General features: G+C 70.0%; 18 protein-coding genes and 2 tRNA genes. 8 read left to right on the top strand and 12 right to left on the bottom strand.

The window, feature by feature from the left end; all coding sequences use genetic code 11:
* Nucleotides 1-105 precede the first annotated feature (105 nt).
* Both QRY02_RS44090 and QRY02_RS44085 read left to right on the top strand, forming a co-directional pair.
* Nucleotides 106-330, top strand: coding sequence for a DUF8847 domain-containing protein (locus QRY02_RS44090; protein WP_285988613.1), 225 nt, complete (start codon nt 106-108; stop codon nt 328-330).
* Nucleotides 331-424: 94 nt separating this feature from the next.
* Complete coding sequence (locus QRY02_RS44085) at nt 425-1,735, top strand: acyltransferase family protein (RefSeq protein WP_285988612.1); 1,311 nt, start codon at nt 425-427, stop codon at nt 1,733-1,735.
* Here the strand turns inward: QRY02_RS44085 and QRY02_RS44080 are convergent.
* From QRY02_RS44080 to QRY02_RS44045, 8 genes are all read right to left on the bottom strand, one after another.
* A complete protein-coding gene (locus QRY02_RS44080; protein ID WP_285988611.1) occupies nt 1,725-2,621 on the bottom strand; it encodes an amidohydrolase family protein in 897 nt (298 codons plus the stop codon). The genes QRY02_RS44085 and QRY02_RS44080 overlap by 11 nt on opposite strands.
* Nucleotides 2,618-3,100 carry an SsrA-binding protein SmpB gene (smpB, locus tag QRY02_RS44075; protein ID WP_013223156.1) on the bottom strand — a complete coding sequence of 161 codons (483 nt, stop codon included), beginning with the start codon at nt 3,098-3,100 and terminating at the stop codon, nt 2,618-2,620. The genes QRY02_RS44080 and smpB overlap by 4 nt, the downstream gene beginning before the upstream one ends.
* A gap of 44 nt (nt 3,101-3,144) precedes the next feature.
* Nucleotides 3,145-4,038 (bottom strand): permease-like cell division protein FtsX, encoded by an 894-nt coding sequence (gene ftsX / locus QRY02_RS44070; RefSeq protein WP_285988610.1) that lies wholly within the window; start codon nt 4,036-4,038, stop codon nt 3,145-3,147.
* A gap of 46 nt (nt 4,039-4,084) precedes the next feature.
* Nucleotides 4,085-4,774 carry a cell division ATP-binding protein FtsE gene (ftsE, locus tag QRY02_RS44065; RefSeq protein ID WP_003082104.1) on the bottom strand — a complete coding sequence of 230 codons (690 nt, stop codon included), beginning with the start codon at nt 4,772-4,774 and terminating at the stop codon, nt 4,085-4,087.
* A gap of 112 nt (nt 4,775-4,886) precedes the next feature.
* Entirely contained in the window at nt 4,887-5,987 is a 1,101-nt protein-coding gene (gene prfB / locus QRY02_RS44060; protein ID WP_285988609.1) for a peptide chain release factor 2, read from the bottom strand.
* A gap of 63 nt (nt 5,988-6,050) precedes the next feature.
* Complete coding sequence (locus QRY02_RS44055) at nt 6,051-6,551, bottom strand: PadR family transcriptional regulator (protein ID WP_086852689.1); 501 nt, start codon at nt 6,549-6,551, stop codon at nt 6,051-6,053.
* A 414-nt stretch (nt 6,552-6,965) separates the two neighbouring features.
* Nucleotides 6,966-7,039, bottom strand: a tRNA-Met gene (locus QRY02_RS44050).
* 77 nt (nt 7,040-7,116) lie between these two features.
* On the bottom strand, nt 7,117-7,701 hold the full coding sequence (locus QRY02_RS44045) for a TetR/AcrR family transcriptional regulator C-terminal domain-containing protein (RefSeq protein WP_285988608.1): 585 nt from the start codon (nt 7,699-7,701) through the stop codon (nt 7,117-7,119).
* 94 nt (nt 7,702-7,795) lie between these two features.
* On the opposite strand from QRY02_RS44045, the gene QRY02_RS44040 reads away from it, so the two are divergent.
* Nucleotides 7,796-9,214 (top strand): FAD-dependent monooxygenase, encoded by a 1,419-nt coding sequence (locus QRY02_RS44040; RefSeq protein WP_285988607.1) that lies wholly within the window; start codon nt 7,796-7,798, stop codon nt 9,212-9,214.
* Nucleotides 9,215-9,348: 134 nt separating this feature from the next.
* On the opposite strand, the gene QRY02_RS44035 is transcribed toward QRY02_RS44040, so the two are convergent.
* Both QRY02_RS44035 and QRY02_RS44030 read right to left on the bottom strand, forming a co-directional pair.
* A tRNA-Met gene (locus tag QRY02_RS44035) sits at nt 9,349-9,422 on the bottom strand.
* A 67-nt stretch (nt 9,423-9,489) separates the two neighbouring features.
* Entirely contained in the window at nt 9,490-12,489 is a 3,000-nt protein-coding gene (locus QRY02_RS44030) for a UPF0182 family protein (protein ID WP_285988606.1), read from the bottom strand.
* A 149-nt stretch (nt 12,490-12,638) separates the two neighbouring features.
* On the opposite strand from QRY02_RS44030, the gene QRY02_RS44025 reads away from it, so the two are divergent.
* Nucleotides 12,639-13,190: a PPA1309 family protein gene (locus QRY02_RS44025; RefSeq protein ID WP_285988605.1), complete on the top strand. Its 552-nt coding sequence runs from the start codon at nt 12,639-12,641 to the stop codon at nt 13,188-13,190.
* Here QRY02_RS44025 and QRY02_RS44020 read toward each other — a convergent pair.
* The gene (locus QRY02_RS44020) at nt 13,187-14,191 is read right to left on the bottom strand and encodes a YlbL family protein (RefSeq protein WP_285994092.1); all 1,005 of its coding nucleotides are present in this window, start codon (nt 14,189-14,191) and stop codon (nt 13,187-13,189) included. The two genes, QRY02_RS44025 and QRY02_RS44020, sit on opposite strands and share 4 nt — an antisense overlap.
* A 203-nt stretch (nt 14,192-14,394) precedes the next feature.
* Between QRY02_RS44020 and QRY02_RS44015 the strand changes: the two genes are divergently transcribed.
* Nucleotides 14,395-15,777: a zinc-dependent metalloprotease gene (locus tag QRY02_RS44015; protein WP_285988604.1), complete on the top strand. Its 1,383-nt coding sequence runs from the start codon at nt 14,395-14,397 to the stop codon at nt 15,775-15,777.
* A gap of 307 nt (nt 15,778-16,084) precedes the next feature.
* On the opposite strand, the gene QRY02_RS44010 is transcribed toward QRY02_RS44015, so the two are convergent.
* Nucleotides 16,085-16,594, bottom strand: a complete 510-nt coding sequence (locus tag QRY02_RS44010) for a M48 metallopeptidase family protein (RefSeq protein WP_013223146.1) — start codon at nt 16,592-16,594, stop codon at nt 16,085-16,087.
* 230 nt (nt 16,595-16,824) lie between these two features.
* Here QRY02_RS44010 and QRY02_RS44005 point away from each other — a divergent pair, with 230 nt between their 5' ends.
* From QRY02_RS44005 to QRY02_RS43995, 3 genes are all read left to right on the top strand, one after another.
* Entirely contained in the window at nt 16,825-17,871 is a 1,047-nt protein-coding gene (locus tag QRY02_RS44005) for a ThiF family adenylyltransferase (RefSeq protein ID WP_285988603.1), read from the top strand.
* 60 nt (nt 17,872-17,931) lie between these two features.
* Nucleotides 17,932-19,272, top strand: coding sequence for an ABC1 kinase family protein (locus QRY02_RS44000; protein ID WP_285988602.1), 1,341 nt, complete (start codon nt 17,932-17,934; stop codon nt 19,270-19,272).
* Between the two features lie 162 nt (nt 19,273-19,434).
* Complete coding sequence (locus QRY02_RS43995; RefSeq protein ID WP_285988601.1) at nt 19,435-20,322, top strand: hypothetical protein; 888 nt, start codon at nt 19,435-19,437, stop codon at nt 20,320-20,322.
* The last annotated feature ends 12 nt before the right edge of the window (nt 20,323-20,334 follow it).

Here is a 20,334-nt window from a genome sequence, read left to right as displayed (position 1 = left end):
TGACCAAAAGTCCCGTAGGGTGGCAACGGGTCACCCGTTCCGCGGGCGGCACCCGGGTGAGTGCTCACCTACGATGAGCGGACCCGCTGTCGAGAGGAGCCGCAGATGTCCGACGAGACTCGCTGCGTCCGCTTCTTCGGCGGCCCGCTCGACGGCCGCGTCCAGGAGCTCGGGGACGCCGAGCCGATTCCCGGCACCGTCATCCGGCACATCCACCTGCACGGCGGGCCGAAGATCGAGACCCGCTACGAGCTCGGCCTCACCGAGCGCGGCTGGGAGTACCGCCTCGCCGCCGCGCAGCACGAACCCGAGCCGGACGGCCTGAGGTAGGGGAAACCCCCGTACCGGCCGGGGGTGAACAGGACCCCGAACAGGCCGGGCAGCACTGCTGTCTTCGCCGGCCGGACCGGCCAGGCTGAGCAGCATGCACACGAGCCGGGACAGGTTCCTCGACGTCGTCCGGGCGGGGGCCATCCTCGCCGTCATCGCCCAGCACTGGATCATGCCGGTGCTCTCCTACTCCGACGGGCACCTCGCCACCGGCAACGCCCTGGCGACGCCGGGCTGGTGGGTCGTGACCTGGTTGTCGCAGGTGATGCCCCTGGTCTTCTTCGCCGGCGGCGCGGCCAACCTGATCTCTTTCCGCCGCGCCGGGTCCACGCAGCAGTGGCTCGCCGGGCGCATCAAGCGCCTGATGGTGCCGGTGCTGCCGCTGATGGCGGTCTGGCTGATCGTGCCGGACTTCCTGCGCGGCCTGGGCGTCCCGCCGCAGCCGTTACAGGTCGGCAGCGCGATCGCCGCGCAGCTGCTGTGGTTCCTCGCGGTGTACGTGCTCGTCGTGCTGCTCACGCCGCTCATGGTGGCCGCGCACCGGCGCTGGGGCCTGAAGGTGCCGCTCGTCATGGGCGCGGCGGGCATCCTCGTCGACGTCGCGCGCTTCAACGACTTCGGTTACATCGGTTACGCCAACGCGATCTTCGTCTGGGTCGCCGTGCACCAGCTGGGCTTCCACTACGTCGAAGGCCGCCTCGGCTCGCTGACCCGCCGTGGCGCGCTGGCGCTGTCGGCGGCCGGGTTCGGCGTCACGGCGTCGCTGGTGGCGTTCGGACCGTACCCGGCCAGCATGATCGGCATGCCGGGCGCGCCGGTGTCGAACATGAGCCCGCCGACCGTGCTGCTCGCCTTCCTCGCCGTCGGCCAGATCGGCCTGCTGCTCGCCTTCCGCCCGCAGCTCAACGCGCTCGCGGCGCGCCCCGGCATCGGCGACGCCCTCGGCTGGCTCGGCGCGCGGTTCATGAGCGTCTACCTCTGGCACATGCCGGCGCTGATCGTGGTGGCGGGCGTGACGGTGTACGGCCTCGGCTACGAGACGCCGACCCCGGGCACCGTGTTCTGGCTGGTCATGGCGCCGGCGTGGTTCGCGGCGTGCGGGATGGTGCTGTTCGGGCTGCTCCGGTTGTTCGCGCACTTCGAAATGCAACGCGACACCGCGGTCGCGACGGCGAAGGTGCCGCAGCTGGTCGCGGCCGGGCTGATGGTTTCGGGTGGCCTGCTCGGCCTGGCGGCGCACGGGTTCGCCCCGCTGTCGGACGGCATCGCGCGCGGCCCGGTGCCGTGGGTGGTGCTGGCGACGGCCGGGTTCCTCCTCGCCGGCAAGCAGATCCCGGTGGTCGACCTGCTGGGCCGCGCGGTCACCGTGAGCGAACGCGCCACCCTGCCCGGCCTCAAGCGCTGAGCAGCCGCAGCGGGGTGTCGTGCAGGACGGCCCGCAGGAACGGCTCCCCCAGGCGATCGTCGGCCGCCCAGCCGGCGATCGCCTGCAGCTGCGTCGCGTAGGAGTACGGGATGTTCGGGAAGTCCGTGCCCAGCACGACGCGATCGGCGAACTCCGCCAGCCGTGCCGTCCAGTCCGGCGGCAGCGGCGACATCGCTTCGGCGAACGGCACGCCCACCATCGTCGTGTCCAGGTGCACCCGCGGGTACTTCGCCATCAGGTCGAAGGCCGTCCCGAACTCGGGCATCGCCGCGTGCGCGAGCACCGCCGTCAGCCGCGGGTGCCGGGCGAGGACCTCTTCGAACACCGACAACCCGGTGAAGTCACCCCGCAACGGTCCGTGTCCACAGTGGACGACGACCGGGACGCCGGCGTCGGCCAGCGCACCCCACACGGGCTTCAGCAGGTCGTCGCGCGGGTCGTACGCGCCCACCTGGACGTGCGCCTTGAACACCCGGGCGCCGGCGCGCAGCGCAGCGTCCACAGCGGACCCGGCGCCGGGCTCGGGGTAGAACGTGCCGGTCGGCACGGCGGCCGGCACCCGGGCGGCGAACTCGAGCGCCCAGTCCGTCAGCCACTCCGCCATCCCCGGCTTGTGCGGGTAGACCAGCGGCGCGAAGCGCGTCACGCCCAGCGAGCGCAGCGTGTCCAGCCGGTCCTGTTCGGACGTCCGGTAGTGCACCGGCCACTCGGTGCCGTAGTGCGTCGAGGCCCGGTCGAAATACGCCCAGACCTTGTCCATCACCGGCTTCGGCAGGAAGTGGACGTGCAGGTCGACCAGGCCCGGCAGGCCCAGCGACGCCGTCCAGCGCGCGACGTCCGCGTCGGAAGCCGGGCCGGGTGTCACTCCGTGAACCGGCCCTTCAGGGCGCGGCCCATGGCCTTCCTGATGTCGCGGTCCGCGTCGCGCTTGGCGAGCGTCTGCCGCTTGTCGTAGGCCTTCTTGCCCTGGGCCAGCGCGATCTCGACCTTGACCTTGCCGTCCTTGAAGTACATCGACAGCGGCACCAGCGAGAGCCCGCTCTCCTTGGTCTTGCCGATGAGCTTCTCGATCTCGCGCCGGTGCAGCAGCAGCTTCCGGGTGCGCCGCGGCATGTGGTTGGTCCACGTGCCCTGCGTGTACTCCGGGATGTGCACGTTGCGCAGCCAGACTTCGCCGTCGTCGACCGTCGCGAACGCGTCCGCCAGCGACGCCTTGCCCTCGCGCAGGCTCTTGACCTCGGTTCCCACGAGCACGAGACCGCACTCGTAGGTGTCGAGGATGGAGTAATCGTGCCGCGCCTTGCGGTTCGACACGATCACCTTCTGGCCACGTTCCTTGGGCATACGACCACTCTACGTGATTCCGATGGTGACAAGCAGCCGGTTAACTAGTGCCGGACGTACAGGCGCAGCGTGACGTAGCCGGTGATGGCGGAGATCACCACGGACACCCCGAGCAGGATCGGCGCGACCGGGAACAGCAGCTCCAGCGTGGTGATCTTCGGGAAGACGTCGCCGGTGAACACCGCGTCGAGGAAACTCACCTTGGTCAGCACCAGCATGATGATCCCGAGGACCGCACCGACCGCGCCGGCGACCACCGCCTCCAGGAGGAACGGCAGCTGCGTGTACCACCGCGTCGCGCCGACCAGCCGCATGATGCCGACCTCGGTGCGCCGGGTGAACGCGGACACCTGGATCGTGTTGGCGATCAGCAGCAGCGCGGCGATGGCCATGATGAGCGCGGCGCCGAAGGCCATGTTGCGGACGCCGTTGAAGGCGTTGAAGACGCGGTCGAGGAACTTCTTCTGGTCGTCGACCTTCCGCACGCCCGGCTTGTTCGCGTACTCCTGCACGATCGCGTCGCTGCGGTCCGGGTCCTTCAGCTTCACGTGCAGCGACGCGGGCAGCGACTCGGGACCGGTGAGCGCGACCAGCTCCGGCTGGCTCTCGAAGATCTTCTTGAACCGGTCGAAGGCCTGGTCGCGGTTCTCGAACACGACCGATTCGACACCGTTGTTGCTCTGCAGCGAGGTCCGCAGCGACTGGCACAGCGCCTGCGTGCAGCTCTTGTCGGTCGCGCTGATGTCGTCGGTGAGGTAGACGGAAACCTCGACGTCGGCGAGGAAGTTGGACTTCATCTTGTCGATCGTCCGCACGGCGAGGAGGCCGCCGCCGAGCATGGCGAGCGACACGGCCGTGGTCAGCATCATCGCGATGGTCATCGTGACGTTCCGGCGCAGGCCGGTGACTACCTCACTGAAGACGAAACTGGCGCGCATGGCGGGTGCAGGTCCTTGGGGTCGGGGTCGTTGAAGGGCGGGGCGGTCAGCGACCGATGCCGTAGACGCCGCGGGCGTCGTCGCGGATCACCCGGCCGAGCTGCAGCTCGACGACTCGGCGTCGCATGGAGTCCACGATGGAGTGATCGTGGGTGGCCATCAGGACGGTGGTGCCGGTGCGGTTGATCCGCTCCAGCAGCAGCATGATGTCCTGGCTGGTGTCGGGGTCCAGGTTGCCCGTCGGTTCGTCGGCGAGCAGCACCAGCGGGCGGTTCACGAAGGCGCGCGCGATGGCGACGCGCTGCTGCTCACCACCGGAGAGCTCGTTGGGGAGCCGGTCCGCCTTGCCGTCGAGGCCGACGAGCTCCAGCACCTCGGGGACGACCTTCTTGATGGTCGGGCCCGGCTTGCCGATGACCTCGAGGGCGAACGCGACGTTCTCCGCGACGGTCTTGTTCGCGAGCAGGCGGAAGTCCTGGAAGACGCAGCCGATGGTCTGCCGCAGGCGCGGGACCCTGCGGCGGGCCAGCTTGGCGACGTCGAAGTTGGACACCATCACGCGGCCCTTGCTGGGCGTTTCTTCGCGCAGCAGCAGCCGGAGGAAGGTCGACTTCCCCGATCCCGAGGGACCGATGAGGAAGACGAACTCACCCTTTTCGATGTCGACGGACACCCGCTCGAGCGCGGGCCGCGTCGAGGTCTTGTAGACCTTGGAAACCTCTTCGAGCCGGATCACGATTCGGCATACTACCCACCGGTCTCGTGAAGCCCCGGTTGCCCGGTGCACCCGAGTGGAGCAGCGGGTGTTTGCGCACGGTGAGCGGTCGGCCGAACACCCCCTGCACCGATCAGGCGGCCGACTGCTTCCGCCAGCGGATCCCGGCGTCGAGGAAGCCGTCGATCTCGCCGTCGAGCACCGCCGACGGGTTGCCGACCTCGTAATCGGTCCGCAGGTCCTTGACCATCTGGTACGGGTGCAGCACGTAGGACCGCATCTGGTTGCCCCAGCTGGACCCGCCGTCCTTGAGGGCGTCCATCTCGGCGCGCTCCTCTTCCTTCTTGCGCAGCATCAGCCGGGCCTGGAGGACCTTCAGCGCGGCCGCCTTGTTCTGCAGCTGCGACTTCTCGTTCTGGCAGGAGACGACGATGCCGGTCGGCAGGTGCGTGATGCGCACCGCGGAGTCGGTCGTGTTGACGCTCTGGCCGCCGGGACCCGACGAGCGGTAGACATCGACCCGGATGTCCTTTTCCGCGATGTCGACGTGGTCGACCTCTTCGACCTCGGGCAGCACCTCGACGTGCGCGAACGACGTCTGGCGGCGGCTCTGGTTGTCGAACGGCGAGATCCGGACGAGCCGGTGGGTGCCCTGCTCGACCGAGAGGGTGCCGTAGACGTAGGGGGCGGTGACCTTGAACGTCGCCGACTTGATGCCCGCCTCTTCGGCGTAGGAGATGTCGTAGACGTCGGTCGGGTAGCCGTGGCGCTCGGCCCAGCGCAGGTACATGCGGAGCAGCATCTCGGCGAAGTCGGCCGCGTCGACACCGCCGGCCTCGGAACGGATGGTGACGACGGCGTTACGGTCGTCGTATTCGCCCGAGAGCAGGGTGCGGACCTCGAGGCCGTCGATGGACTTCCCGAGCTCGGTGAGCTCGGCCTCGGCCTCGGCCATGCTGCCGGAGTCACTCTCGGCCTCGGAGAGCTCGTACAGCACGCCGAGGTCGTCGAGCCGCTGGCGCAGCTCACTGACCCGGCGCAGCTCACCCTGCCGATGGGACAGCTGGCTGGTGACCTTCTGCGCCGCCTCCGGGTCGTCCCAGAGGTTGGGGCTCGAAGCCTGCTGTTCGAGATCGGCCACCTGGGCACGCAGCGCGTCCAGGTCCATCACCGACTCGATCTGCGTCAGCTTGCCGGTCAGGTCCCTCAGTGCCGCATCGAACTCATCACTCACGTTTGTCAAGGTTACGGCAAAACCCACGACCGGTTGCGAGGACCGGTCGTGGGCGCGCGAACCTCAGGCCGCTGGGATGGCGTCGAGCAGCTTCAGCGCGGCCTTGGCCTGCGCTTGGGCGAACTCGGCGACCGCCTTCTCGTACGGCCCCTCGGCCGCCTTGGTGGCCGCCTTGGCGTCGTCGAGCTGCTGGCTGTAGCTCGTCCGGGCCGACTCGAGCAGCGACTGGCGCTGCTTCGCGGTCAGCGACCCGGCGTGCACGAGCCGCAGGATGAGCGGGCTGCGCAGGTGGTCGGGGCCGGCCTCGGACGTGAGCCAGGCCTTGAAGGCCTTCTTGCCGGCGGCGGTGATCAGGTACTGCTGGCTGGAGCGCGGGCCCTGCTTGCCGAGCCGGACGAGACCTTCTTTGGACAGCGCCGGGAGCTCCCGGTACACCTGGCTGCGGGTGACGCTGAAGAAGGCGCCGAATCGCTCACCCGCTCCCGCGACGAGCTGCCCGCCGGTGGCGGGACCGTCGTGGAGCAGACCGAGCAGGGCGGCGGCTGTTGCATTCAATTCGGACACGCCCCCTAGATTCCCACTTATCGGCCGCTGTGTCCACAGTGGTCAGCGGTTCTGTCCATTGTGGCTAGTGAGATCCCCTCGTTCGGCCCAATGCGACCCGGTCCACTGTGGACCCGGATACGCTCTGCAACCGCTCCCAGCACAGTTTGGTCCAACCAGACGCACTCCCCCGCCTTCGACACCTCCAGGCAGGTGAGTTCGGCAGGCGGCAATCCCCGGCTTGGCGCACTCCGAACACACAACGCAACCAGCAGCCACCGCCGCCCACATCACGAGATCCGCAGAAAAAGGTGACCACGACGGGGGATCCAAGGGGGCGAAGCCCCTTTGGCGGGGGTTTGGGGGTTCGACCCCCATTACAATGCGAAAGAGGCGTGGCGAACGTTTTCCGTTCGCACACGCCTCTTGCCTCTGTAGCGGGGACAGGATTTGAACCTGCGACCTCTGGGTTATGAGCCCAGCGAGCTACCGAGCTGCTCCACCCCGCGCCGTTTTGGTACTTCAATAGATTACACGGGGTTCCCAGCGGCTTTACACCGGGGTCCCCAAAGCTTCTGACCTGCACTTACGTCGTCTCGAGCCACTGCCGGGCTCCACTGAGGACCATGGCCAGCCCGTCCTCGAACCGCGCGTCGGCGTCCCCCAGTACCGCCTCGCCCGCCGACTCGCGATAGCGCTCGTCGAACTCGCCGGGCATGGGCCGCACGGCCTGCTCCTCGATCACGTAGCCGATGACGAAGCAGTAGACGGTGAAGGTCGCCCGGCTCGCCCGCGCCTCGTCGAGGCCGGCTTCGATACTCCGGCGCAGCGGGTGCTCACCGACCAGGCTCGTGTCGCCAAGGTACGTACCAGCGAAAACCTTTCCGCCGTCGCGATAGGCGAGCATCATCCGGCGCAGCGCACGGGCACCGTGCGCGACAGCCTCCCACTCTTCCGCCGACGCCGGCGGCCGCCGGTCGGCCACGGAGTCGCGGTACATCTGCGTCGCCATCTCGTCGAGCAGTTCCTGCTTGTTCTTCATGTGCCAGTAGAGCGCGGGCGCCTTGACGCCGAGGTCGGCGGCGATCAGCCGGAGCGTGAGCCCGTTGAGGCCGACTTCGTTCAGCAGCTTCAGCCCGGACCTAGCAATGTTCTCCCTGGTCAGAGCCATATTTACGGCACTCCTCGTGATCGCAGCTTGACAGCTTAACGATGTTAAGGGCATTCTGGGGACAGGTCAATTTAACGTTGTTAAGGAGCTGGGGATGCGGGAGTTGACGGCAGAGGTGGTCGTCGCCGGTGCGGGCCCGACGGGCCTGATGCTGGCGAACGAGCTGGCACTGGCCGGAGTGGACGTTCTGGTGCTCGAGCGGATGCACGAGCGAACAGGGTTGTCGAAGGCCTTGAACCTCCAGCCGCGCACGGCGGAAGTGCTGGATCTGCGGGGTTTGCTGCCCCGGGCGCGGGACCGCTCGTTCGCGACTGTCGCGGACGGACACTTCGCGGTGATCCCGGTGCCGTACACCGGCTGGGACACCCGCCACCCCTATCAGCTCGGCATTCCGCAGGCCGAGGTCGAAGCGGCTCTGGAGGAGCGTCTGGCGGAGCAGGGCGTGAAGGTGCAGAGAGGGTATGAGCTCACGAACTTCTCCCAGGACGCGGACGGTGTCACGATCACGGCGGGAGACCTGCGTGTCCGGGCGGCCTACCTGGTGGGCTGCGACGGCGGCCGCAGCAGGGTGCGCAAGGCGCTGGGCATGGCGTTCGAAGGCATCGAGGGCCAGGGCCACGGCGTGGCGGCGGACGTGCTGTTCAAGGCGACACCGCCGGGCGCGCCGACGCAGTGGCGTTCGATGACGGACATGGTGACCTCCGGGAGCCCGGGCAAGTTCATCGGCGTCATCCCCTTGGCCGAACCGAACTTGTACCGCATCAGCTTCGGGGACCGCTTGAACCGCCCGGCGAACCTCCGGGCCGAGGTCACGGACGAAGAAGTCCGGCGAGCGGTCGCCGAACGCTTCGGCCCCGAAGCGGAGATAGCGGAGATCCGCTGGGCATCCCGGTTCTCGGACGACAGCCGTCTGGCCGAAAGTTACCGGGTGGGCCGGGTCATCCTGGCCGGAGACGCGGCCCACACGCACTTCCCCGCCGGAGGCCAGGGCCTCAACCTGGGAATCCAGGACGCGATGAACCTGGGCTGGAAGCTGGCGGCGGAGCTGCGCAACCGAGCGCCGGCAGGCCTCCTGGACACGTACGAGTCGGAGCGCCGCACGGTGGCCCAGCAAGTCCTGAACAACATCGCGGCCCAGAACGCCCTGATCCCGACGACCCCGAACCAGCTGGCCTTACGAGCTCTCTTCCGAGACCTGGCAGAGCTCCCGGAGGTCCAGCACCACCTGTCAGGAATGGTCTCCGGCCTCAACATCCGCTACGCCACAGAGGAATCCCCCCTACCGGCAGGAACCCGCCTCCCCGACATCCCCACAGCCGAAGGCCCCGCAAGCACCTTATTCCACAAAGGAAACTGGGTCCTGCTGACAAAAACCCCAACCCCCAAGCCCCACACAGAGGTAGTCGTAGCCGAGGCATCAGAACTCCCCTGGCCCGGCATAGAGAAGGTGTTGGTCCGCCCAGACGGCTACATAGCCAACACAACAGGCTCAACGAACGGCTGGCTCACCTAGCAACGCAACCAGCCACCGGGGGGTCCAGGGGCGGCGAAGCCCCCCTGGCGGGGGTCTGGGGGTTCGACCCCCAGAGACAACGCGAAGGAGGGGTGCGCGGACGCATTCCGTCCGCACACCCCTCCCAACCTCTGTAGCGGGGACAGGATTTGAACCTGCGACCTCTGGGTTATGAGCCCAGCGAGCTACCGAGCTGCTCCACCCCGCGTCGTGACACCTACCTTACGCCGGCCTTTCCGGCGGGTGCAAAGCAGGTGCCCCTTTGGTAAGCGAGGTCACCCTCCCGGCTGGGTGCTGGGTGGTGGCGTGCTGCTCCCGGGCGCTGCGGTCTTGGCTGCTTCGTAGGCGCGGGCGGCCGCGTCGAGGGCGGCGAGTGCGGCGCCTTGGTCGGTGAAGTTGCCGGATTGCTGGGCGGCTTTGAGCTTGGCGAGGGCCGATTGGATGTCGGTGACGGCTCGGTCGAGGGCCGCGTTGCCGCCGCTGCTGTTGGGGGGTGGCGTCGTGGTCGGGGTGGTGGGTGTCGTCGGTGATGTCGGCTGCCCGGCTTGGGGCGGTGTGGTGGTGGCTTCGCCGGTGCCGGCGCCGAAGACCTGGTCGAGGGCTTCCTGGAGGGTGGCGCCGTAGCCGACCTTGGGTCCGTAGGAGACGAGGACGCGGGCCAGCTGCGGGTAGCTGTTCTGGTTGCGCTGCCGGATGTAGACGGGTTCGACGTAGAGGAAGCCGTCGGCGACCGGGAGCGTGATCAGGTTGCCGTAGATGGGGGTGACGTTGGGGTTGTTGAAGAGGGTGCGGTCCTGGGCGACGCGGGAGTCGCTCTGGAAGCGGTTCTGGACCTGGACGGGCCCGTCGACCTGGGTGGCTCCGGTGGCCGCGCTGGGTAGCTGGAGGACGCGGATCTTGCCGTAGTCGAGGGGGTCGGAGGACACCGACATCCACGACGCGAGGTACTGGCGCTGGAGACCGGTGAGCGAGCTGGTCAGCTGGAACGTCGGTTTGGTCTGGCCCGGGGTGTCGGCGAGGACGTAGTAGCCGGGCTGGTTGGCCGCGCCGGCCGCGGCCGGGTTCGAGCCGCCTTCGGCGGTCGGGTCCTGCGGGACGCTCCAGAAGGCCTGCTGCGAGTAGAACTCCTGCGGGTTGCTGACGTGGTAGCGGGACAGCAGTTCACGCTGGATCTTGAAGAGGTCTTCGGGGTAGCGGAAGTGGGCGCGCAGGTCCGGGGAGATCTCGGCGCTGGGCTTCACGAGCCCGGGGAAGACCTTCTCCCAGGCGTTGAGGACCGGTTCCTTGTCGTCGATCGAGTAGAGCTTCACGCTGCCGTTGAAGGCGTCGACGGTGGCCTTGACCGAGTTGCGGATGTAGTTGATGGAGCTGTTGGCCTGGCGGGCGACGCCGTTGAGGGAGTCGTTCGTGGCCGCGCCGAGCTGGGTCTGCTGGGCGTACGGGAAGTTGTTGAGGGTGGTGTAGCCGTCGATGATCCACTGGATCTTGCCGTCGACGACCGCCGGGTACGGGTCGCCGTCGAGGGTCAGCCACGGCGCGATCTTGCTGACGCGGTCGCGCGGGTCGCGGTTGTACATGATCTTGGAGTTGTCGCCGATGGCGTCGGAGAACAGGATGTTCCGTTCGCCGTACTCGGCGGCGAAGGCGAGGCGGTTGAACCAGTTGTCGATCGGGACGCCGCCGGCGCCCGTGTACTTGTAGCGGTCGGTGGCGGTGTCGTACTCGCCGGGCGCGTTGCCGGTGGTGCCGCCGACGATGGCGTAGTCGGATTCCGCGGCGGACAGCTCGCCGTAGTAGATGCGCGGTTCCTTGACCTCGATGCCGGGCTGGCCCGGGGCGGAGGAGCCGGCTCCCGACGGGTTCTGCGTGTCGCTGGTCGTGGCGATCGGGTAGCCGCCGTCGGAGTTGGCGTCCTTGACCGCGCGGTCGATCGTGTTGGCCGGTGCGACGACGAAGCCGTTGCCGTGGGTGTAGACGAGGTGCTTGTTGATCCAGCTGGTCTGGTTGCCGGTGAGGCCCTCGGTCTTGATCTCCTTGGCGGCGACGATGTAGTCCTGCGCCACGCCGCCGACGGTGTAGCGGTCGATGTCCAGCTTGGCCGGGAAGCCGTAGAAGTTCTCGCGGCCGACGCGCTGGGTGAAGGTGTCGGAGAGGATGTTCGGGTCGAGCAGCCGGATGTTGGACATCGTCCCGTTGTCGCTCTTGATCTGGTCCGGGGTGGCGTCCGACTTGCCGGTGTAGGGCTGGTACTGGACGTCGGTGAGGCCGTAGGCGCGGCGGGTGGCGTCCATGTTGCGCTGGATGGACGTCGCTTCCTTCTCGTTCGCGTTCGGCTTCACCGAGAACTGGTCGAGGACGGCGGGCCAGGCGACGCCGACGAGGATGCCGGACAGGATCAGCAGCACCAGGGCGATGGCCGGGAGCTGCAGGTTGCGCAGGAAGGCGCCGGCGAAGAACGCGACCGCGCAGATCACCGAGATGCACAGCAGGATCAGCTTGGCGGGCAGCACCGCGTTGAGGTCGGTGTACGTGGCGCCGACGAACAGCGGCATCCCGCGGTCGGACAGCAGCAGGTTGTACCGGTCGAAGAAGTACTCGACCGCCTTCAGCAGCACGAAGAGCCCGACGGTGATGGCGAGCTGGGCGCGGGTCGGGCCGGCGAGCTGGCCGCCCTTGCCGGCCAGGCGGATCCCGCCGAAGACGTAGTGGGAGATCAGCGCGCCGAAGAAGGAGATGACGACCGTGATGAACAGCCAGCCGAGCAGCCAGTTGATGAACGGGAGGTCGAAGGCGTAGAAGCCGACGTCGTTGCCGAACTCGGGGTCGGTCTGGCCGAACGAGGTGCCGTTGAGGAACAGCTGCACGACCTGCCAGTCGCCCTGGGCGGACAGGCCGGCGATGAGGCCGGTGAGCACCGGGATGCCGACGCCGAAGAGGCGGATGCGGGCGACGATCGCCGACCGGTAGCGCGCCAGCGGGTCGTCGGCGCCGGAGATCGGCACGAACACCGGCCGGGTCCGGTAGGCGATCATCAGGCTGACCGCCAGCGCCCCGCCGACGAGCAGGCCGACGGCGAAGAACAGGATGATCCGGGTCACCACCTGGGTGGTGAACACCTCTCGCGCGCCGACTTCGCCGAACCACAGCCAGTCGACGTACGTGTCGAGGAGACGGGCCCCGAGCAACAGCGCCAGCACGATCACCGCGGCGATGATGAGGAGGATCCGGCTCCGCCGGGACAGCTTCGGCAGGCTCACCGGGGGCCGAGTCGCCACGGCACACGCTCCTGTCTTCGTCAATACTTGAGCAGGGGCGCGTGCGCCCCCTGATTCCCTAACTCTACGGATGCCCGGTGAAGTTCCCGGGACCCGCCCAAACCGGACTCGCGGCGTCGGCGCGCGGGCCGACCTGACACGATGTGCGCATGGCAGCGAACGAAGCGCGACAGGCCGGCGTGGCCGCGCTCGCCCGTGAAATCGAGGAGTTCATGGCCGCGGGCGGCTGGGACCAGCCGCCGCAGCTGTTCGCGCTGGTGCCGACGGCGGCGCTGCTGGACGAGCAGCCGGAGCTGGCCGGCCAGCTCGACCGGGCGAACCCGCTGACGCCGGTGGCGCAGGAAGCGCTGCCGGAGGGCGACCTGGCCGAGGCGCTGGGCCGGATCGCGTGGCCGGACCTCGTCATCGGGTGCGCGCTGGCCCAGGAGATCATCGTGCTGCCGCCGGGCTCGGAGTCGGAGCTGCCGGACGTCGCCGAGGCGGACGCCGAGAGCCTCCGCCGCGCGGCCGCCGACCACCCGCAGCGGACGGAGGCCCGCTTGGTGGCGGCCGTCGTGCGCGACGGGGAGGGCGCCTGCGTGATGCGGCTGCGCGGGATCGGCACGGCCGAGGGCACGGACGAGACGATGGACGAGATCGTGGAAAGTCCCGAGCTGGCCCCGAACCTGCTCGAAGCGTTGAAGGCCACGCTGCTGCCCTAGCAGGCGGCCGTCGGCCGTCCCGCCTTGAGGTTGGCCAGCTGGGTGAGCGCGTCGTCCAGTGTGGACACCTTGATGAGGTTGAGCCCCTCGGGCGCGTTGCTCTTGGCCTCGGCGCAGTTGTGCTCGGGCACCAGGAAGTCCGTGGCTCCCGCCTCACGGGCGCCGACGACCTTGAACGAGATCCCGCCGATCGGGTCGACCTCGCCGGTCTCGGTGATCTCGCCGGTGCCGGCGATGTGCCGGCCGCCCGCGAGGTCGCCGGACTGCAGCCGGTCGATGATGGCGAGGGTGAACATCAGCCCGGCCGACGGGCCGCCGACGTCCTGCAGGGAGATGTTGACGGTGAACGGCGCGTCGGCGCGGTCGGCCGCGGTGAGGCCGATGAAGCCCTCCTTGCGGTCGGGGCGCGCGGCGAGGGTGAGCGGCACGGTCCGCTCGGGCTGGCCGTCCGACTGGAAGGTGATCTGGACGGTCTGGCCGGGCAGGGTGCCGGCGAGCGCGGCCCGCACGTCGGCGGCCTCGGCGATCTTCTTGCCGTTGACGGTGATCAGCTTGTCGCCGGGCGAGAGCACGTGGTCGGCCGGGCTGCCGGAGACGATCTGCTTCGCCAGCACCTTGATCGGGTAGCCCAGCTTGCGCAGGGCGGCGACCTGGGCGTTCGTCTGCGAGTCCTGCAGCTGCTGGATGTTCTCCTGCTTGACCTGCTCGTTCGTCTCGCCCGGCTTGAAGTACTCCTCGCGCGGCGCGAGCGCGAACCGGCCGCTCGCCCAGAAGCCGAGGCCCTGGAACAGGGTGACGCCGTCGTGCAGGGAGACGGTCGTCATCCGCAGCTCGCCGGTGGTCGGGTGGGTCTCGTGCCCGGTGACCTGGATGACCGGGTTGCCCGCCGCGTCGCGACCCAGCGTGTCGTAGGTCGGGCCCGGGCTGATCGCGACGAACGGCACCGGCACGACCGAGCCGAGCACCACGAAGATCAGGAACAGCGAGCCGCTGACCACCAGCGTCCAGCCACGGCGGGTCATCCGGCGGGCCTCGCCGGCCGGCTCCGGCGCCGGTTCCGGGGCGCTCTTCGCGGGGGCGGTCTCCTCGGAGGACTTGGTCACGACCGACAGCGTACGGTGACCGCGTTCGCTTCCCGGTGAAGGCCACGCACACGGGTCCGGTCGACCCCCTCGGGGGCCGCCGAGCCGCGTACGGTGGACACATGAGCAAACCCCCGTTCGGCTTCGGACCTTCCGATCCCGACAAACGAGGTGAGAACGACCCCTCGGAAGGCGGGCAGCAGTCCGGCGCCGAGGCCTTCAACCAGCTCGGGCAGATGCTGAGCCAGCTGGGCCAGATGCTCAGCCAGGCCGGCACCTCCACCGGACCGGTGAACTACGACCTCGCCAAGCAGATCGCCCTGCAGACCCTCGGCAGCGAGGGCAACACCGGAGAGAGCAAGCTCGGCTTCCGCGGCGGCGACGACGCGAACGCCGCGGTCCGCGACGCCGCCCACCTGGCCGAGCTGTGGCTCGACGCGGCGACGGTGTACCCGGCCGGCGCGACGTCTACGGTCGCCTGGTCGCCGCGCTCCTGGGTGGAGAAGACGCTCCCGACGTGGCAGCGGCTGTGCGACCCGGTGGCCCGGCAGGTCTCGGGCGCCTGGATGGAGGCGCTGCCGGAGGAGGCCAAGCAGGCCGCGGGCCCGCTGCTGCAGATGATGGGGCAGATGGGCGGGATGGCCTTCGGCTCCCAGCTCGGCAACGCGCTGGCCCAGCTGGCCTCGGAGATGCTGACCTCGACGGAGATCGGCCTCCCCCTGGCCCCGGCCGGCACGTCGGCCCTGCTGCCGGCGAACATCGAAAAGTTCGCCGAGGGCCTGGAGCTGCCGAACAGCGAGATCCTGGTGTTCCTGGCCGCCCGCGAGGCAGCGCACCAGCGCCTGTTCACGCACGTGCCGTGGTTGCGGCAGCGCCTGCTGGCGACGGTCGAGGAGTTCGCGCACGGCATTTCGGTGGACACGTCGGCCCTGGAGTCCCTGGCCGGCCGGATCGACCCGGCGAACCCGGCGAGCATCGAAGAGGCGATGTCCTCGGGGCTGCTGGAGCCGCAGACGACGGAGGAGCAGAAGGCGGCGCTGAGGCGTCTGGAGACGCTGCTGGCGCTGGTCGAAGGCTGGGTCGACGTGGTGGTGGCCGAAGCGGTGGGCGACCGCCTGCCGGGAGCGGACGCCCTGCGCGAGACGCTGCGCCGCCGCCGCGCGACGGGCGGCCCGGCCGAGCAGACGTTCGCCACCCTGGTCGGCCTGGAGCTGCGCCCCCGCCGCATGCGGGACGCATCGAACCTGTGGTCGCTGGTGGGCGACCGCCACGGCACGGAGAAGCGCGACGGCCTCTGGTCCCACCCGGACCTGATGCCGACGGCCGAGGACCTGGACGAGCCGATCGACTTCGCGGACCGAGTGGGTTCGGCGGGCTCGATCGACGACCTGGACCCGATCGCCGAGCTGGAGCGCACGGAACGTTCGGAGCGCGCGGAGCGGGAGAAGGACACCCCGCCGAAGCCGTCCGGCGACAACCCCGAAGAGGGCGACACCAAGAGCTGAGCAGCACCCCGGAGCCGGGCGTCTCGCACCGCGAGGCGCCCGGCTCCATTTCCCCCAAGCCTCCTCATCGCCCCACCGTGTCGTCCCCCCAGGTACGCGTGTCGTCCTCCCAGGTACGCGTGTCGTCCCCCCAGACACACGTGTCGCCCCCCCAGATACGCGAACTGACCCTCCAGACACACGAGCCGACCCTCCAAGCACGTATGTCCGTCCGCCGAGTCGCACGCCAGCCCCGCGAACCGGTCGACGCATCCGACGAAACCGGGGTGACCCGCAACCACGGATCACCCCGGTCGCCGTCACCCGTTCAGTCCTCGGTGGAGATCCCCCACCCGGCGGCGGCCGACAACCCCTCCAGGTACCCGATCGCCCGTTCGGTCTTCGGGTACCGCTGCACCAGCGCCCAGAAAGCCGCGTCGTGCCCGGGCTCCCGCAGGTGCGCCAGCTCGTGCACCAGCACGTAGTCCAGCACCCACGGAGGCACCTTCCGCAGCCGTTCGCTGACCCGGATGGTCGCGTCGACCGGCGTGCAGGACGCCCACCGCGTGCGCATCGGCGGCACCCAGCGGACGCTCGCCGGCACCGCGGTGCCGCCCAGGTACTTGCCCGACAGCAGCGCGCAACGCGCCAGCAGGGCTTCGTCCGACGTCTTCGGGGACGCCGGCCGACGTGGTTCCGAGCGCTGCAGCTTGCGCTCCATCTCGGCGACCCAGTGTTTCTCCTCCGCCCTGGTCATCCGCGCGGGGATGAGCACGACGAGCGTGTCGTCGTTCCAATACGCGGTGACCGTCCGGTGCCGGCGCTGGCTGCGCCGCACTTCGACCTTGTGTCCGGGTGTGTCCGACGGGGGGTTCGTTTCCCCCCGGCCTCTCAGTGAGGGCATGCGTGCTTCGACCACCCGACAACGGTAAGGCCAGGCACCGACAACTCCGAGTGCGTTGAGGTCACAGACCCGAGTTGTCCACAGCCGGTTCCACTTGTGGACAACTCGGCCGTTCCGGCTCCTTCCGAGGCCGCCCGGTCGCCGCCGGGTGCGATCCTGCGGACATGATCCTCGACACCGCGGACATGCCACCGGTACTCCTGCCGGCGCACCCTGCCCTGCTCCCGGGCCTCACCCTGCTCGAACGCGGTCCCCGGGAGATCCAGATCGGCCTCGACCCGCGCCACGGCGTGATCGTCGAAAACCTCTCCCCGCACCTCGTCGCGAAGCTGCGCGCCCTCGACGGCAGCAAGCCCGTCGAGCGGCTTCTGCTCGCGGAGAGCGAACATCGCGACCAGCTGCGGACGCTGCTGCGGCAGCTCACCGCGCTCGGCCTGGTCACCGACGCCGGCCGGCCCGACGGCCCGGGCTTCCGCGGCGAGCCCGGCCTCTGGTCGCTGCGGGCGCGGCACCACCAGCCGGCCATGGCCGACCGGCGGCGCGCGGCCGCCGTCTCGGTGCACGGGAACGGCCGGGTGGCGGTGGCGGCCGCCGTGCTGCTGGCCAACGCCGGTATCGGGCACGTCGAGCTGCAGGTGTCCGGCACGGTGACCGAGCACGACCTCGGCTCCGGCTTCACCCCCGCGGACCTGGGCCGGTCCCGGCGGCAGGCCCTCGCCGACCTGCTCCGCCGGGTCGATCCCGAGGTCCGCGTCACCCGCCTGCACGACCGGTACCCGGACCTGGCGCTGCTCACCGACGCCGTCGTGCCGGCTCCCGAACTCGTCGCCGAGCTGATGGGCGACGGCGTCCCTCACCTGGCGGCGCGCGTCCGCGACGGCACGGGCATCGTCGGGCCCCTGGTCGTACCGGGCCGCAGTTCGTGCCTGCGGTGCGCCGACCTGCACCGCACGGACCTCGACCCGTGCTGGCCGCGCGTCGCCGGGCAGCTCGCCGGCCGGCACCAGCGGCCGGACCTCGGCGCGGTCCAGTCCTGCGCGTCGCTGGCCGTCGCCCAGGCGATGCGGCTGCTCTCCCCCAGTGCGCCGGCTCCACCGACGTGGAACGCAACGCTCGAGATCGACGCCTTCGACGGCCGCATCCGCCACCGGGGCTGGCCGCCGCACCCGCGGTGCCGGTGCGGTGCCCGGGAGGTGATCCTGGAGACGTAGCCCACGAAGACGTCGCTCGCAGGCTGCGCGACGCCGACGCCGCAGGGCAGAATCGCCGTTGTGACCGACTTCCGCGACCCAGCCGATCGTGACACCGCGATGCCGCGCAAGGGTGCCGCCCGTACCGCCAAGCTCGCCAGTCTCCCGCTCGGCATCGCCGGCCGGGCGGTCGGCGGCTGGGGCAAGAGGCTCGCGGGCCAGAGCGCGGAACAGGTGAACGCGACGCTGTCGGCGAAGGCCGCCGAGCAGCTGTTCGAGGTGCTCGGCACGCTCAAGGGCGGGGCGATGAAGTTCGGCCAGGCGCTGAGCGTGTTCGAGGCGGCGGTGCCGGACGACATGGCGAAGCCGTACCGCGAAGCGCTGACGAAGCTGCAGGCCGCCGCGCCGCCGATGTCGGTCCGGCAGACCCACCGGGTGCTCGCCGAGCAGCTGGGCCGCACCTGGACCAGCCGGTTCGCCTCGTTCGACGACGAGCCGGCGGCGGCCGCGAGCATCGGCCAGGTGCACCGCGCGGTCTGGCACGACGGCCGCGCGGTCGCGGTCAAGGTGCAGTACCCGGGCGCCGACGAGGCCCTGCGCAGCGACCTGCGGCAGCTGCAGCGGTTCAGCAGGCTGTTCCAGGCGTTCGTGCCGGGCACCGAGGTCAAGCCGCTGCTGGCCGAGCTCGCGGAGCGGATGAACGAGGAGCTCGATTACCAGGCCGAGGCCCAGCACCAGCGCGCCTTCGCGAAGGCGTTCGACGGCGATCCCGGCATCCTGGTGCCGCGGGTGGTGGCCAGCGCGCCGAAGGTCGTCGTGACGGAATGGGTGAGCGGCACGCCGTTGTCGAAGGTGATCGCGGACGGCGACCGCGAGACCCGGAACCTCGCGGGCCGGCTGCTGGCGGAGTTCCACTACTCGTCGCCGGAGCGCGTCCACCTGCTGCACTCGGACCCGCACCCGGGCAACTTCATGATCACCGAGGACGACAGGCTGGTCGTCATCGACTTCGGCGGCGTCGCCCGGCTGCCCGAAGGCATCCCCCGCCACCTGGGTGAGATGACGCGGCTGGCGCTCGACGGCGAGTCCGCCGGGCTGATGCGCCTGCTGCGGGAGAACCGGTTCATCCGGCCGGACAGCGACCTCACCGCGGAGGAGGTGCTCGCCTACCTCGCTCCGTTCACCGAGCCGCTGGCGGCGCCGACCTTCCACTTCACGCGCCGCTGGATGCAGAAGCAGGCCGGTCGGGTGGGCGACAGCCGCGGCAACGACTTCCGCGTCGGGCGCTCGCTCAACCTGCCGCCCGAATACCTGATGATCCACCGGGTGACGGCGGGGTCGACCGGCATCCTCTGCCAGCTCGACGCGGAGATCCCGGCCCGCGGCATCGTGGAGCGCTGGCAGCCGGGGTTCGCCGCCTGAGTTGTCCACAGGCGGGGCCCCGAACGGAGGGATTCCGCCGAGTTGTCCACAGCTGCGGCGGACGGGGTTCCACCCGGTTGGCCGAGCCGCCATGCTCGGAGCATGACTGCTACTCAATGCGCTGACCCGCTCGCCCTTCGTAATCCCGGCGGCTGCGAGGTGATGAACCTCGAACAGTTGCGCCGGGCGGGGGTGTCCGACCGAAGAACCCGGCGGCTCTGCGGCCCGGGAGGGCCGTGGCGCCGCCTGCACCCCGGTGTCGTCCTGCTGCGCAACACCACCCCGACGCGTCAGCACCTGCTGCACGCCGCGTTGGTGCGCTACGGGCCCGGGGTGGTGATCACCGGGGCCGACGCCCTGCAGGCCCACGGCGTGAAGTGCCCGGCAGAGGATGAGATCCGCCTGCTGGTGCCCGACCACTGCCGGGTGGTGGCCTGCGAGGGGGTCAGCCTGGCGCGCACGGCCCGGCTACCGGACCCGGTCGAGGTCGACGGCCTCCCGTTCGCCCCGCCGGCGAGGGCGACGCTGGACCTCGCCCGGTCCGCGCCCGACCCGGCTCTCATCCGGCAGCTGCTGACGTTGCCGCTCTACTGGGGTCTGTGCGACCGGCAGGAGCTGCTGGCGGAGCTCGAGGCCGGCCCCCAGCGCGGCACGGCGGTGGTCCGCAAGGTGCTGCGCGAGCTCGACGAAGGGCCGATCCAGGCGCACGGCCTGGCCGCCCAGGTCCTGGACCTGGTGCCTCTCCCGCCGCCGAGCTGGGACCAGACGATCTGCGACCGCCGCGGCCGCCGCATCGGCGAGGCGGACGCCTGGTGGGACGAGTTCGGCCTGGCCTGGCAGTACCGCTGCAACCCGGGCCTGGGAGGCGGTTTCAGTCACCTGGCCCTGGCGGCGACGGGCATCGTCCTGGTCCGCTGCACGGTCCGGCAGCTGCGCCAGGTCCCGCGAGAGGTGGCGCAGGAGCTGGCCAGGGCGTTCGGCGAAGCGTCCCGCACGCCTCGCCCCAAGGTCCGAGCGGTTCCGCAGACGCTCGTCGGAGACGCGGCCTGACCACCACCGTCA

It is taken from the genome of Amycolatopsis sp. DG1A-15b (genome assembly GCF_030285645.1).
Lineage (GTDB): Bacteria > Actinomycetota > Actinomycetes > Mycobacteriales > Pseudonocardiaceae > Amycolatopsis.
This window is presented reverse-complemented; position numbering and strand designations above follow the sequence as displayed.